At 60.4% G+C, this 14,418-nt stretch carries 12 protein-coding genes; all 12 read right to left on the reverse strand.

Annotation, left to right across the window (positions count from 1 at the left end):
* Window positions 1-254: 254 nt before the first annotated feature.
* Window positions 255-2,147, reverse strand: coding sequence for a molecular chaperone HtpG (gene htpG / locus ACM5SV_RS33975; RefSeq protein ID WP_128450381.1), 1,893 nt, complete (start codon window positions 2,145-2,147; stop codon window positions 255-257).
* Window positions 2,148-2,681: 534 nt separating this feature from the next.
* The gene (locus ACM5SV_RS33980; protein WP_113548367.1) at window positions 2,682-3,305 is read right to left on the reverse strand and encodes a nucleotidyltransferase family protein; all 624 of its coding nucleotides are present in this window, start codon (window positions 3,303-3,305) and stop codon (window positions 2,682-2,684) included.
* Window positions 3,306-3,447: 142 nt separating this feature from the next.
* Complete coding sequence (locus ACM5SV_RS33985) at window positions 3,448-4,143, reverse strand: XdhC family protein (RefSeq protein ID WP_128450380.1); 696 nt, start codon at window positions 4,141-4,143, stop codon at window positions 3,448-3,450.
* Window positions 4,143-4,472, reverse strand: a complete 330-nt coding sequence (locus ACM5SV_RS33990; RefSeq protein WP_012759937.1) for an XdhC family protein — start codon at window positions 4,470-4,472, stop codon at window positions 4,143-4,145. Before ACM5SV_RS33990 ends, ACM5SV_RS33985 begins: the two co-directional genes overlap by 1 nt.
* 16 nt (window positions 4,473-4,488) lie before the next feature.
* Window positions 4,489-6,831, reverse strand: a complete 2,343-nt coding sequence (locus ACM5SV_RS33995; RefSeq protein WP_128450379.1) for a beta-glucosidase family protein — start codon at window positions 6,829-6,831, stop codon at window positions 4,489-4,491.
* Window positions 6,832-6,864: 33 nt separating this feature from the next.
* Window positions 6,865-7,344, reverse strand: a complete 480-nt coding sequence (locus ACM5SV_RS34000; protein WP_128450378.1) for a MarR family winged helix-turn-helix transcriptional regulator — start codon at window positions 7,342-7,344, stop codon at window positions 6,865-6,867.
* 55 nt (window positions 7,345-7,399) lie between these two features.
* Window positions 7,400-7,999, reverse strand: a complete 600-nt coding sequence (locus tag ACM5SV_RS34005) for a cysteine hydrolase family protein (RefSeq protein WP_128450377.1) — start codon at window positions 7,997-7,999, stop codon at window positions 7,400-7,402.
* A complete protein-coding gene (locus ACM5SV_RS34010) occupies window positions 7,999-9,048 on the reverse strand; it encodes an ABC transporter ATP-binding protein (RefSeq protein ID WP_113548372.1) in 1,050 nt (349 codons plus the stop codon). Before ACM5SV_RS34010 ends, ACM5SV_RS34005 begins: the two co-directional genes overlap by 1 nt.
* The gene (locus tag ACM5SV_RS34015; RefSeq protein ID WP_003554934.1) at window positions 9,035-9,814 is read right to left on the reverse strand and encodes an ABC transporter permease; all 780 of its coding nucleotides are present in this window, start codon (window positions 9,812-9,814) and stop codon (window positions 9,035-9,037) included. Before ACM5SV_RS34015 ends, ACM5SV_RS34010 begins: the two co-directional genes overlap by 14 nt.
* Window positions 9,815-9,824: 10 nt before the next feature.
* Window positions 9,825-10,739 carry an ABC transporter permease gene (locus ACM5SV_RS34020; RefSeq protein ID WP_222018118.1) on the reverse strand — a complete coding sequence of 305 codons (915 nt, stop codon included), beginning with the start codon at window positions 10,737-10,739 and terminating at the stop codon, window positions 9,825-9,827.
* Window positions 10,729-11,805: an ABC transporter substrate-binding protein gene (locus ACM5SV_RS34025; RefSeq protein ID WP_003554938.1), complete on the reverse strand. Its 1,077-nt coding sequence runs from the start codon at window positions 11,803-11,805 to the stop codon at window positions 10,729-10,731. Before ACM5SV_RS34025 ends, ACM5SV_RS34020 begins: the two co-directional genes overlap by 11 nt.
* Before the next feature lie 364 nt (window positions 11,806-12,169).
* Window positions 12,170-14,407: an MGH1-like glycoside hydrolase domain-containing protein gene (locus ACM5SV_RS34030; protein ID WP_128450376.1), complete on the reverse strand. Its 2,238-nt coding sequence runs from the start codon at window positions 14,405-14,407 to the stop codon at window positions 12,170-12,172.
* Window positions 14,408-14,418 lie beyond the last annotated feature (11 nt).

Genomic DNA, 14,418 nt, shown 5'->3' on the forward strand with positions numbered 1-14,418 from the left:
TGGAGCGAACGTTGCCGCTTCCAAACGCCCTCCCTGGGCTGATACTGATTCCGAGAGAGGACACACTTCCAACATGCCACAGCTCACCGATGTCCCATAACGGCTATAACATCGCCGACTATCGGGAATTGCGCCGGAGTTCGGTTCGCGTACCAATTTTCGACCGCCTGGTCGAAGAGATCAGGAACGGGGCAGTTGGTCTTTATACGCATAAGGGATCTCGGCCCGAATGGGCCAAGATCCGTAGTGAGCCTTTATTTGCCGTGTCCCATCGCCAAGGCAAACAGTCTTGCCTGCCGCTCCGCAAATGCCCGTGGGTTCGCCGGCTTGTCGCCATCAAGAATGCGGGCCTCATCGAGGAGGAGCCAAGCTGCATCCTCACGAAAGGCATGATCGTCCATCGATGCGATGCTTCTGACGAGCTGGCTCTGTGCGTTGATTTCTAAGACGGGCTTCGAAGCCGTCTGCAGCCGCCCTGCCCCCTGGAGCATTTTCTCAAGTTGTCGATCAGGCCCGTGCTCGGAAGCGACCAGGCAGACCGCACTTTCCGTCAATCGACCGGAGACACGCACATCGGCAACCTCCTGGCCGAGAGCACCGCGCGCGAAATCGATAAAAGCGGCAACCTCGGAAGAGGCTTCCTGTTTTTGCTCGTCGATGCCTGCCTCGCCGGCGATGTTATTCAAATCGGCAAGGCCCTGGGTGACCGATTTGAATAACTTGCCCTCGAAATCAGAGACATTGGTGGGCCAGAAGCTGTCTACGGAATCGGTCAAAAGCAGCACTTCGATCCCCTTGGCCCGGAAGCCCTCGAGCTGTGGTGAACCATTCAACTGCTCCAGGTTCGAGCCGCTGATGTAAAAGATAGACGACTGCCCCTCCTTCATGGCTGCCACGTATTCCGTCAGGCTCCGTGTCGCGCCTTCGACAGCAGTTGTGTGGAAACGCGCCAGCTTGAGCAATTGCGGGCGGCGCTCGAAGTCTTCGTAGATACCTTCCTTGACGATTGCCCCGAAGAGGCCCCAGAATATGCCGAACGTCTCGGTTTCGCTGTCGGCCATTTTCTCCAATGCGGTAAGGATCCGGCTGGTTACGCCTTTACGGATCGCCGTGAGAACCGGGCTCTCCTGGATCATCTCACGGGAAATGTTGAGCGGCAGATCGGACGTATCGACGATACCGCGCACGAACCGGAGGTAACGCGGCAGTAACTCGGCGTCATCGGTGATGAAGACGCGCTTCACGTAGAGCTTCATCCGACCCTTACGATCCGGATCAAACAGATCGAAAGGCTGGGAACCGGGTACGAAGGCCAGCGTCGTATATTCATGCCGGCCCTCGGCGCGGAAATGCACGTTGGTCAGCGGCTCATCGTATTGACCCGAAACGCCACGGTAGAAATCGTCGTAATCCTGTTTGGAAATTTCGCTCTTCTGCTTGGTCCAGAGCGCGGCACCATCGGAGATCTGCGACGGCTCGGCCGCTTCCTTATCGACGAGGCGAATGGGAACAGGTACGTGGCCGGACTGATCGCGAATGATCTTTTCGACAGTCCACTTGTTGGTGTATCTTTTTGCATCTTCCATGAGATGCAGAACGACGCGGGTACCGCTCGTCGGCGCCTCGACGGAATCGGCCGCGACGATGTCGTAGCTTCCCTTGCCGTCAGACGACCACTTCCAGGCTTCCTCCTGACCCGCACGCCGCGAGATCACATCGACCTTGTCTGCCACCATGAACGAGGAATAGAATCCGACGCCGAATTGACCGATCAGTTCAGCCTTCTCGCCGGCCTTAGCAGCCTCAATCCGCTCCATGAATGCCTTTGTCCCCGAGCGCGCGATCGTGCCAAGCGCGTCGATCATCTCGCTCCGGCTCATGCCGATGCCGTTGTCCTCGACGACAAGCGTCAGCGCCTCTTCATTGAGGGTCACGAGAATTCCAGGCTGTATGCCGTCGGCCGAGAGTTGCGGCTGGGAAAGCGAGTCGTAGCGCAGCTTTTCGCAGGCATCCGCCGCGTTCGAGATCAATTCCCGGAGGAAGATATCTTTGTCGGAATAAACCGAATGCACCATCATGTGCAGGAGCCGACTGACATCCGCTTCGAATGCATGTTGCTCAGGCTGCCGCTCGTCGAATGTCGTCATCGATAATCCCCATTTTGCAGAAGTCGCGCGTCAGATGGTTTTCCGCTGATGGATTTCAAGCGCTTCACCGTTGCGGTCGATTGATTGGCGCCAATTGCCGGGGATTGCAAATGGTTTCAAAAGCGCGAGAGGTTCACCAGAACCCTGCTCTTGAGCAGGTTTCGAACTAACGACTACGTCTTTCGCATCTTGCGGGCGAACTGAGCGCCGACGACATCGGGAGCGATCTTGCGGGACGCAAGCGGGATTGGCTGCACAAGGCTTCAACTGTGGAATTCGTAATGAAAAAACTGGAGAGGTGGAAGAGCTTCCAACAATCTGAGCTCACCTAGTCCGGCGATCTCGTTCAACAGCTATGAACAATTTCGCGTGTGTGATCTTCACGCGGGTTTCGACATAAAGGTGATATTATTCAAACCTGACGACAGTCCTCATCGGGCTAAGACTGCATGACGGATGACCACGGTGACGTGGACTCTTCACCGCAGGCGCTCAGAAGCCGTGAGAATCCGCTGGGTCGAGCGGCGGCATCGCTTAGCAGTCCTCAACAGGAATGCCACCGGCAGCGATAATCGCCTCGGCGGTATCGACATCGGTTAGCGCCGCGGTTCCTATCTCGACCTCAATGACCTGCAGCCCCGATGTTCTGATCAGGTCACGGGCACCGATATCGCCCCTCAAGCGCAGAACGCTGTCGTTAAGGGACCGTGGCAAGATTACCGGGTTGCCTCGCATACCCTCAGAGGCGGCGCAAACGATTGCGGCGCCGTCCGCGACTTGGAACGCGTCAATCAGCTGATTCAGATTGTCTGTAGAAATGCCTGGCATATCGGCAAGCAACATCAGAACACCATCGGCGCCGTCGGCTACAGCAGCGGCAAATCCGGCCGCCAGTGAACTCGACATGCCCGCTCGGTAGTCTGGATTGACGATAATATGCAGGGGCAGGCCGGTGAGAACGTCCCGGATATCGTCTTGCCGATGGCCGACGACGACGACGATGGAAACGGCGCTACTGGCCTTGGCGACCAAAGCCGAGCGACGCACGAGCGGCATTCCGTCAAACATGGCCAACAGCTTGTGCCCGCCATTCGAGCCCATGCGCGTTGCCAAGCCAGCCGCCAGCACGACGATTGATACATTCGGCTTTGCTCCCATCTCTTTCCCGATCCCACCAGCGCCGCAGCGTCCTCCGTCGACGAGCTCCAGGTTACGAGGTCGCGAACGTGCAGCAGCTTAGCGTCCAGGCAAGCTATTTTCCATCTGCGTCATCGTCGGAGGGTGAGCCTCTCCATAGGCGCTACGCAGGCATCGTCTGGCGGCTGCTCGTGCGAAGCGCTTTGATGACCTGAGCAAGGATCGCTACGGCGATCTCAGCTGGATTGGATGCGCCGATGTCGAGCCCGATCGGCGCGTGGATCGTCGAAAGCGCATCGGCACCGAAGCCGTATGCGGCAAGGCGGCCTGTCCGCGCTGCGTGGGTCTTTCGGCTGCCGAGCGCGCCGATATAGAAGCAGCCTGTGCGCAATGCCTCGGCCAAGGGAAAATCATCGATCTTGGGATCGTGGGTGAGTGCGACTAAGGCGGTATAGCGGTCGAGTGGATCCGCCATCAACGCATCGACGGGCCAATCGGTGCACATCTGCGCATCGGGAAAGCGATCATGCGTCGCAAAGGCTGTGCGCGGATCGATGATGCGCACATCGAAGCCGGCCAACCTTGCCATCGGCGTCAGATACTGGCTGATATGGACGGCGCCGATGACGGCGATGCGCGGGGCAGGTATGTAGACATTGAGGAAGCCGCTGGCATCTATCGTGTCGAAAGCCATCGAGCGGCCAGACCGAAAGGCGCCTTCGACGAGCGCGGCAAATGGCGGCTCGACCGGATCCCCTTCCAGGAAGATATGCTCTTCTCCCCGAAAATCTGTCAGCAGCACGACGGCGAGACGCTTCCGGCGCGCGGCGTTCAGACGCTGCAGGCTGTCGCGGAGCATCAGCCGAGCCTCTCGACAAAGACACGGATGCGCCCACCGCACGACAGCCCGGCGCGCCAGGCGGTCTCGTCCGCAACGCCGAATTCCAGCATCTGCGCCTTGCCGGCGGCAATTACCTCGGCAGCGGCGGTAACCACCGCACCCTCGACGCAGCCACCGGAAACCGAACCCTCGAAGTTGCCATCACCATCGACCACCAGATGACTGCCAACCGGACGCGGCGCCGAACCCCACGTCTCGATCACCGTCGCAATCGCAACAGCACGGCCCGTTTCCATCCAGTGCTCGGCCGTCAGCAGCGGGTCGGTCAGGTTCGTCTGGATGGTCATTCCTGCGGGCCTCAATCTAGTGTTGGTTTAGTTCTGAAAAGACTTCGGCAATATCCGCCTCTTTGACGCTGTCTCCTACATACCAGCTCAAAGTGTCGTAGAAGCCGAGAAAGGAGCCCTTTGTCTTGGCAAGAAGGGCCATGGCTTCGGCAGCGGAGATCGAAAGCCTGCTGACGAAGAAACCAACGAGAGCGGCCTCGGCGTTCGGGTGGGCAAAGACAAGCGCTGTCGGAGAATTGGCCGAAATCGTCGGCAGCGCCGGAGCCTCTGACCTGCATGGCAAGGTGATCGACAAGCGGATGTCTCTGGAGGATGCAGCCGCTTCGATTACAAAGGCCTCGGCATCGAGAACCCAAGCCGAACGCGACGTGTCGAAATACTGGAAATCGCGCTGCGCCAGGCCAAGCGTTACCCTCTTCGCTTCTCCTGGCGCCAGATGAAGCTTGGTGAAAGACTTGAGCTCACGGACGGGTCGTTTGAGACCCGGCTTAATCGGCCGGACATAGAGTTGCACGATTTCCTTGCCGGCAACCGTACCTGTGTTGCGAATGGTAAGGGCGGCGGTGCAGCCGGCGCCGGGCGTGATCTCGTGCGTATCGAGCCTGAGATCCTCATAGGCGAACGTGGTGTAGCTGAGCCCATGTCCGAACGGAAAGACTGGAGTCATCGCCTTCAGATCGTAGAACCGGTAACCGACGAAAATGCCCTCGCTATAGACATGCCGGCCATGCTCGCCCGGATAGGTGTGCCAGCCCGGAATATCCTGCATGCGAACCGGCATGCTGGCGGAGAGCTTGCCGCACGGGTTCTGCTCGCCAAACAGGATGCGGGCCAGTGCTTCGCCACCGCCCTGCCCGGCATAGAAACTGGCCAGGACGGCGTCGACATCCCCGATCCACGGCATCTCGACCGTGTCTGGCATCGAGAGCACGACGACGAGCTTGCGACCTGTCGCCGACAACGCCGTGATGAGTGCATCGTGGCTGGCGGCGAGCTTCAGTGTGTCGCGGTCGTTGCCCTCGCCGTGACGGCTCTTCTCGTTTTCCGCAAACATGACAACTACATCGGCACGCTCCGCGGCTTCGACGATCGCCTCGATCGACGCAGTCACGTCGGGCTGCGCGACCGGCGAGAAGGGCAGATGCCGGACCTTCAGGCTGTCTCCTGCCCGCGCGGCAATCTGAACGAACGGACTGTCGACGCGATAGGGATTGGTGGTGGCCGAGCCGGAGCCTTGGATAACAGGAGTGACGGCGCCGTCGCCGACAATGAGAAGCTCACCCGGCTCGCCGGGATCGAGCGGCAGCGCCTGGCCCTCATTGCGCAGCAGCACGATCGATTCCGCCGCGATGTCGCGCGCCAGCACATGATGCGCCTCGAAATCCGCCGGCGTGCCGCGCCGCTCGCTCGACTTGCATTTGCGCACGAACGCCAGAACATTGGCGCAAGCCGCATCGATCACCTCGGGCGCCACGTCGCCGGCGTTGATCGCCGCATGGAGACGCGCTTTGCGGGGCTTGCTTTCCGGCATGTCGAGTTCGGTGCCGGCATCGAGTGCAGCGCCACGATCCTTGATCGCGTGCCAGTCTGACAGGACAAGCCCGTCATAGCCCCATTCACCGCGCAGCACGGTTCGCAACAGCCAATGATGTTCGGCGGCCTGGATGCCGTTCAGCGGATTATAAGCGCTCATCACGGTCCACGGCGCGCTCTTTTCGATGGCCCGCTCGAAGCCTGCCAAGTATATTTCGCGCAGGGCGCGTTCATCGACATCGGAACTGGTCGTGGTTCGCTCGATTTCGGAATTATTGCAGGCGAAATGCTTGAGCGAGGCGCCGACGCCGTTATCCTGCAATCCGCAGACGACGGCCGCCGCCATGTCGCCGCTGATAACAGGATCCTCGGAATAATATTCGTAGGCCCGCCCGGCCAGCGGCGTGCGCCTTATGTTGATGCCGGGGCCCAAAAGCAGATGAACCCCGAAATCCTGGCACTCGGCCGCCAGTGCAGCGCCCATGCGATAGGCAAGATCAATATCCCAGGAACAGCCGAGCAGATTGCCGTTGGGAAAGCACGTGGCTGGACGGGTGGCACCGAACATGCCGCCCGATCCGTCGCCCTGTTGCCCGACGAGATCGAGGAACGCCCGCAGACTGTCTTCGTCGTTGTCGCCGGCGTCGATCTGGGTGGTCGAGTAGCGCACCCCATAGGCCCCATCGGTCATGACGATCGAAGGAACATCGAGCCTGCTGATCGATGCCGTCTTCCACAGGCCACGCCCGCTCAGGAGATCGACTTTTTCGGCCACCGTCATCTGATCGACAAGCGCTCGAATGTCAGCGTCGCTCGGCTGGAACATGATTGGTCTCCGGTACTGCGGATCAGGCGTGTGTCAACAGATCTTCTGAAGGAGTTCCATCAGCATCATCCGCTCGGCAAGCGTCAGCGTGCTCAGCGTTTCCTGCGAGATCTGCAGCGCGACCGACAGGTTGCGGGCGACCGTCACCTCGCCTTCCGGCGTCAGCGTCAGCACCAGCCGGCGCGCGTCGGTCGCGTCGGGGGCGGTGTGAACGAGGCCACGCTTCACCAGTCGATCGACGACGCCCTTGATGGTCGCCATATCCATGGCGGTCTCGCGGCCGAGATTGCCCTGCGAACAGGGCTGCAGGTCCTTCAGCCTGACCAGCGCCGCCCATTGGGTGGTGGTCAGCTTCTCCGCCATCAGGCTCGCAAAGATCGCCACGTGCCGCTGGTTGGCCTGGCGCAGATAGAAGCCGATCTGCTCGCCAAGCGCATACTGTGCCTGCTGGCCGGGCGTCTCGGTCGTTGCGGTCTTTTGTCGGCCGCCTTTGTCTTTGAACGGAACGTCCATAGGATCTCTCAAATCTGCCTGTTCGTCGTGGTGACCGGCAATGGCGCTGCCGAATTTACTCTAGCCATAATTTCAGAATGGCTTCTGTCGTCAGAATTTCAATCTGCTCCGAAAGCCTTGGCGCCAGGATCTCGATGACCATGGCGTGCGCCTTCAAGTCGCCGCTTGCCAGTGCGTCTTCGGCGAGGATGACCCGGTAGCCGGCGTCGACCGCATCAAGAACGCTGGCGTAGACGCAGACGTCGGTCTCGACGCCCGAGAAAATCAGCGTGTCCGTTGCCGATCCTTGCAAGCGCGCAGTAAACGCGGGCGAGCCAAAGACCGAGTAGGTCTTTTTGTCGACGATGGAGCCTGGAGCGGCGATCGCTGTAAGCGGTGCGACCAGATCCAGCATGGCGATATCGAGCTCATCCAGCGTCACCGATGACCAGCGACGATAGTAGGTCTTCCAGCGGCCCGTTGCACCTTCGGCATTTTGTGGCACCATGAAGCGAGCAAAGACAGTCTCAGCGGGCCGCGCTTTGCTCAGCGCCACCACATTGGGAAGGATGCCTTCGATCGCTGGCGTATACCACGCCGTTTGCTCGGCGAAGAGCCGCTGCATGTCGATGACGACATGCAGCGCATTCCTGGAGAGTGGCGCGGGTGCCATCATCAGTCGGCCACCGGGACGGTGTGTTCCGCGGCCCAGGTCAGGGTGATGGTGTCGCCATCGCTCAGGACCTTGCCATCGCGGTTCTGTGCAAACAGCTTCAGCGGCAGACCGTCTGCCGTCTCCAGCAGATAGGACAGCACGGGACCTGCGTAGATGACGGTGGTGATGCGCGCCGTCAGGCTGTTGCCATCCGTCGGACCCGATGCGATCGACATCTTCTCCGGGCGCACCGCGAGCGTGACGTTCGAGCCGCTTGATGGCAACGTGCCGGTGGTCTGAACTACCGTCCCATCGGCGAGACGCACAGCGCCGTTCTCCACGGTGCCGGTGAGGAAGTTGGAATCGCCGAGGAATTCGGCGGCAAAGCGCGTCAGCGGTCTCTCATAGACGGTTTCCGGCTCGCCGATCTGGACGATGCGGCCCTTGTCGAGGATCGCTACCTTATCGGACAGCGTCAGCGCCTCTTCCTGGTCGTGGGTGACGAAGATCGTCGTCAGGCCGCTTTCGCGCTGGATGCGCAGCAGTTCGACCTGCATTTCCTGGCGCAGGCGCCGATCGAGCGCCGACAGCGGCTCGTCGAGGAGCAGCACGCTCGGCTTGATGACCATGGCGCGGGCCAGCGCAACGCGCTGCTGCTGGCCCCCGGACAGCTGCTTGGGCATGCGATCGGCAAAGCCAGGCAGATGCACCATTTCCAGCGCGCGGTCGACTTCCTTGCGGGCGGCGGCGCCCTTGATGCCCCGGCGTTCGAGACCGAAGGCGACGTTCTGGGCAATCGTCATATGCGGGAACAGCGCGTAGGACTGGAACATCATGCCGATGTTACGGCCCCAGACCGGAATGTCGGTGACATCATTGTTGCCGATCGTGACGACGCCCTGGTCGGGCTTGATAAAGCCCGCGATGATGCGCAGCAGCGTGGTCTTGCCGGAGCCGGATGGGCCGAGAAGGCTGGTGAAAGAGCCTTCAGGGAATTCGGTGGTGATATCGGACAGGACCGGTGTGCTGCCGTAGGTCTTGGCGACGGAATTGACTTTAACGTTTGTCACTTGTGTCTCCGGGCTTGGCGAAGCGCGCAAAAATCAGGATGATCGTCATCGAGCCGAGCAGAAGCACGGTGGAGATCGCGTTGATTTCAGGGGTGAAGCCCTTGCGGATCGAGGAGTAGATCTGCACCGGCAGGGTGGTGTACCCGGGCGTTGCGAGGAAGTAGGAAATCACGAACTGGTCGAGCGACACTGCGAAGGCGAAGAGCGCGGCGCCAAGGATGCTCGGATAAAGCAGCGGTAGCGTCACCGAGAAGAAGGCGTGAACCGGCGTCGAACCAAGGCTCATCGCGGCTTCTTCAAGGTCGGCGCGGATTGTCTTGAAGCCCGTGCCGACGACCAGAACAACGTAGGGGATGGCGAGTGCCACATGGCCGATCAACAGGGCATGCATGCCGCGCCCGATACCGGTCCAATAAAAGAAGATCAGCATGGCCGTGCCGGTGATCAGCCAGGGAATGGCAATCGGCGGCAGCAGCATCAGTTGCAGGAGACTTCTGCCGCGAAAGGTCCGGCGCGACAGCGCAACGGACGCCATGGTGCCCAAAGCCGTCGCCAGAACCGCGGTGATACTCGCGATCACCAGGCTGTTCAGACCCGCCGTCAGAAGGATGCTGTTGTCCCAGAGCGCGTCGTACCATTGCAGCGAGAAATGGAATGGCAGTTCGTAAAGTGGCGAAGCGTTGAACCCCATCGCCATCATCACGAGAATGGGCGTGTAGAGGAAGATGAGGATGGCGATGAGATAGATTGGACCGAGCGTTTTCATGATCCCTTCCTCAAGCGACCGTTCCGCGGCGCAGGACACCGGAGAAGGTTGCGAAAATTGCGAGCACGACCGCCAGCAGCGTAAAGGACAACGATGCGCCCAAAGGCCAGTTGAAGGCCTGGGTGAACTGATCCTCGATCACCGTTCCCATGGTCACGCCGACACGACCGCCCAGAATGCGCGGTTCCATGAATGAACCGATGACCGGAATGAAGATCAAAACGGCGCCGGAGATCAGTCCGGGAGCCGCAAGCGGCATCAAAATCTTGAACAGGATGGTCCACCAGCGCGCGCCGAGGCTTGAAGCAGCCTCAATGATCGCGTCGTCGATGGCCACCAGCGCTATGTAGCAGGTCAGGATCATGTACGGCAGATAACCGTGAACAAGACCAACCACCACGGCATAGCGCGTGTAGAGAAAGCCGATGGAACCCGCGTCCGGAACAATCATATGCAGCAGACTGTCGAGAAAGCCGTTTTCGCGCAGCACCATGGTCCACGAAAAGACGCGCACAAGACCGTTGGTCCAGAATGGCAGGAGAATGAGGATCAACAACATCTCGCGCGTCTTGCCGAAGGTCGAGCGGACCAGCGCCACGGCCGCCAGGAAACCAAGCACGGCGCAGAACAGCGTCGTCCAGAAGCCGATCAGCAGCGACGTGATGCCGATCCCGACCAGATAGGGTTGATCGATGAACGCGCGGTACTGCTTCAGCGTAAAGACGATCGGGGTCTTGCCCATCGGTGTCGCCGACATGAAGCTGAACACGAACATGGTCAGCAGCGGCAGAAAGACGGCAAGTGTCAGCCACCCATAGGTCGGCAGCAGCAGCGCCGTCGTCGAAATCCATGGCGGGAGTGGGCGCCGGCTGCGCGGACCCGAAGGTCCGCGCTCTGACGCTGATATCAGACGATCATTCTGCATAGAAGGCTTTCACTTCCTGCCAGATATTGTTGAAGGCTTCGCGCCGGTCGTCGGGAATGCCCGAGACAAAGGACGTGGTCTTCAAATATTCGGTCTTGTGTACCAGGCGGGTGAGATCGTCGGCAGGAAGTGCTGAAAGGGCTGCCGAATTTGAAGAAGCGGGGGCTCCAATCTTGGTTGCCCATTCGACATAGAATATCGGATCGATCATCCAGTTGACGAAGGCAAGAGCACCTTCTGGATTCGGAGCCGATGCCGGAACACCGAGACCATCGACCCAACCGACGCCGCCTTCCTTAGGCACTACGAACTGAACCGGAAGTTTAGAAACGCGCTTGGATCGCACCGAGCCGCCCGACCAGAACAGCGACAGGTCGAATTCCTTGGCGGCGAACGACTTGTTCCACTGATCTTCCGTCGACCACAGCAACTTGACGTTCGGCTTGATCGATTTCAGCGCGGCCGTAACAGCAGCCAGATCCTTGGGATCGTTGATGTCCTGCCCGCTCATCAGCGCGCCAACGCCGACATTGATGATGGCGTCGTCGTCCATGGCAACACGGCCCTTATAGGCCGGGTCGGCGAGGACCGCGTAACTGTCGGGAACGGTCATGCCTTCACGGATGGCAAGCGAGGTCATGCCCCAGACCCACGGAACGGCATAACCCTTGCCGTCCTTGCTGAAGTTCGGGTTGGCGCGCAGGGTCTCGTCGACTGTTGACGCGTTTGGAACCTTGCTGAAATCGATCGGCTGCAGCAGGTCTTCGGCAACCGCCTGGGCGCAACGCGCAGCGTTGAGGATAACAAGATCGTAGGCGCCCGGATTCGTGCGCATCTTGGTCAGCATTTCCGATTCCGAGCTGTAGTAGTCATGGACGACTGTGATGCCCGTCTTTTCGGTGAAAGCCTTCAGCGACCAGGCTTCGTCGGTGCCGTAGCCCTGCCAGTTGAGGACCGTGATGGATCCGGCCGAAAAGGCTTTGCGCGGCAAGGTGGAGATGCTGACGCCAGCAATCAGTGCTGCGGACATCAACTTCATTGTGTTGCGTCTGGTGAGTTCAGTCATTGTGGCACCCCTCTTGAAGATACACAGTTATGGACCATCATGACCCGCGGTCATCGACCTCAACGGATCGGCTAGCTTGAAAACAAACACGTGCTAAAGCGCGCTTAATCATTTGTATGCATACTAAAAGCAGATGAGCATTGTCCGTGGAGCACTGACGTCTCGGCGAAATGAAGCGCGCGCTGCGACGCAGCGGCACACCACTTCTGTAAGAATAGTACATCACTTCACTGAGCGGCCGGCATGAATCCACGGATCTCCTGCAAGCTGTTCGTTCAACCCTCTGACTTTAGCATCAGTCTTTTATTTTATATGTACACAAACTATCTGTGAGGAATCGAGACCTGTCAAGCACTGCCTTGCTTTAGTGAGCGCTTGACGATGAAAAATAGACGTCGAGCCGGCGATCCTCCGCGTGTTCAGCAATCATGACGCGTATTCCGTCGCCGCCCGACACATAGTTGATGTCCTGCCCGTTGATACGGGCGGCAAGAACATCGCCCAATGCCAAGCCTGGCAACTCGATGAAACCTGCCTCGGAGACCGGAGCAATCGTGCAGGCCACCCGCCCGTTGGCGAAGACGATGCGCGACAGCGTAGTGTGCAGATCTGTCTTCAGTGCTGCGCGCCCGTTCAATGTCATCACCAGGGTTCCGGACTTGACGACCAGCTCGAGCGTTCCCGACGGCGAGACCATAGGTCCGAGCACCACATCCCGGCCGGCATGGCGCATCGTCCATCCGGTCCACGGATCGAAGTCAACAATCTCACTGGCAGCCATCAGCGGCAGCATGGCGGCCCAGATGTAGAATGGATCGGTATCGCCTTGGTCCATCGCCTCGCCGGTGACGGCATTGTAGTTTTCGGAGGCGATACGATGCTCGCGCCAATTCTTCATGAACAGGTCGTAGCTCTGGCTTGCCAGCTTGCTCGCCGCCGCCACGAAGCCGTAGCGCCGCAGGCCGAGCCAGACCATATAGTTGACGTTCGGCCAGATGCGGCCGCGCCAGTAGACGTTGTCGGCGAAGGCCGGATCGTCTCGCGTTGCGTTCGGCAGCACGAAATCACCGCCGAAGGTCGTCTCGTCGCTCAGATGCTCGAGCAGACGCTCCGCCTGCGCCGGCGTCGCGGCGCCGCACAGCAGCGGGTAGAAGCTGGTCGGCGACAGCGAGCGCACGAAACCGCCGCGCCGCTGGCGATTGGCGAAGATGCCGCGGCTCTCGTCCCAGAGCGTCTGCGAGATCAGCGTCCGGTGACGCTCGGCCAGAGCGGCGAATTCGCGGGCATCGTCATGCTTGCCGAGCACGGCGGCCATTTTCGAAAGCATCTCGGCATCGAGAGCGGCCGCGCAGTTGAGGCCGAGATCGAAGGTCGACAGCGTCCGGGTGACGGGATCGTAGATCGCCTCGTCATGGGTCGCGGAATTGTCCATGCCGGTCTCGTTGCGCGCGGCAAAGGCCGTCCCCTTGTAGAGGCCATCGCCCACGTCGGAGGTGCCGCAGGACAGCAGGCCGAAACCGTCCGGATCGCGGTTGTCCTGCCACCAGCGCCGATTGCGCACCAGCGCCTCGTAACTTGCCTGGATCATCGACCGCTCGCCGGTCCGCTGGTAGAGCTGCCAGACGACCAGTGCGCCGAACGGCAGCTGGCTGCGATCGACCCAGGCATCGTTGGAGGTGACGATGCAGGCGATATTGCCCTGCGGGGTTGCGCCGGCCATCGCGGTCGCCATGTTCTCGCGCGCCAGATCGGCGTCGAACACGCCCGCAAGAAGGGCGGCGAAAATCTGGTCGTTGAACCAGACGGCAAATTTCCCGAGGTTCCAGATGCGGGTGACCGCGGTGTAGGAACGCGCGTTGGTTTCGTCCCAGATGGTGTTCCAGGCGACGACGTCACGCATCGCATCGAGCGCGCCCTCGAACATGCCGGTCTGCGCATCGGCGATCGCAGCTGGCGCGCCGGCGGCAAGGCATGCCTGCGCCTTGGCGATCGCCAATTCGGCACTATCGGCGACGCCTGCGGCATAGGCGCCCTGGCGCATCATCTCAAGATTGAAACGCAGGGCAATCAACGGCGCTTCGCTCCTGCGGGTGGCGGTATAGAAATAACCGTTTTCCTCGAAGTCGGTCCGCAGCGCGTCGATCGTCTCGTGGCCGGTGACGTGCACCGGCGCCTCGGCGGTCGCGACCGCCACGAAGCGCGTTCCGACCTTCACCAACGTGATGTTGCGGCCCGCGTCATGGACCACCACCTCGCCGGCATCTGAGGAGATTGCCAGCGTCAGCCAGAATCGCAGTCCCCACTCGGCCGATACCTTGCCGTTCCAGCTGCCGCGGATGGCGAAGGGGTCTGTCTTCGTCGTAGAAAAGGCGACCGTCGTGCCGCTGAGCTCGGTCTCCAGCTCGATCAGCGAGCCGTCGATGGTGTGACGGCCGAGGCGAACCATATCGCGTCGCGGCTCGATCGCGGAGGTCGTCTTGCTGCGGGTCGAATAGAGAACCGGTGTGATCCGCACGCCGAGCGGCAGGAAGACCGTTTCGGCCGGCCGGTTGGACCAGCTGTTCCAGGCACGCATCAGGGGTATCGTCGAATGTTGTAGCATGGGTCTGTAAC

This window comes from Rhizobium sp. CRRU65 (assembly GCF_048551595.1).
GTDB lineage: Bacteria > Pseudomonadota > Alphaproteobacteria > Rhizobiales > Rhizobiaceae > Rhizobium > Rhizobium leguminosarum_J.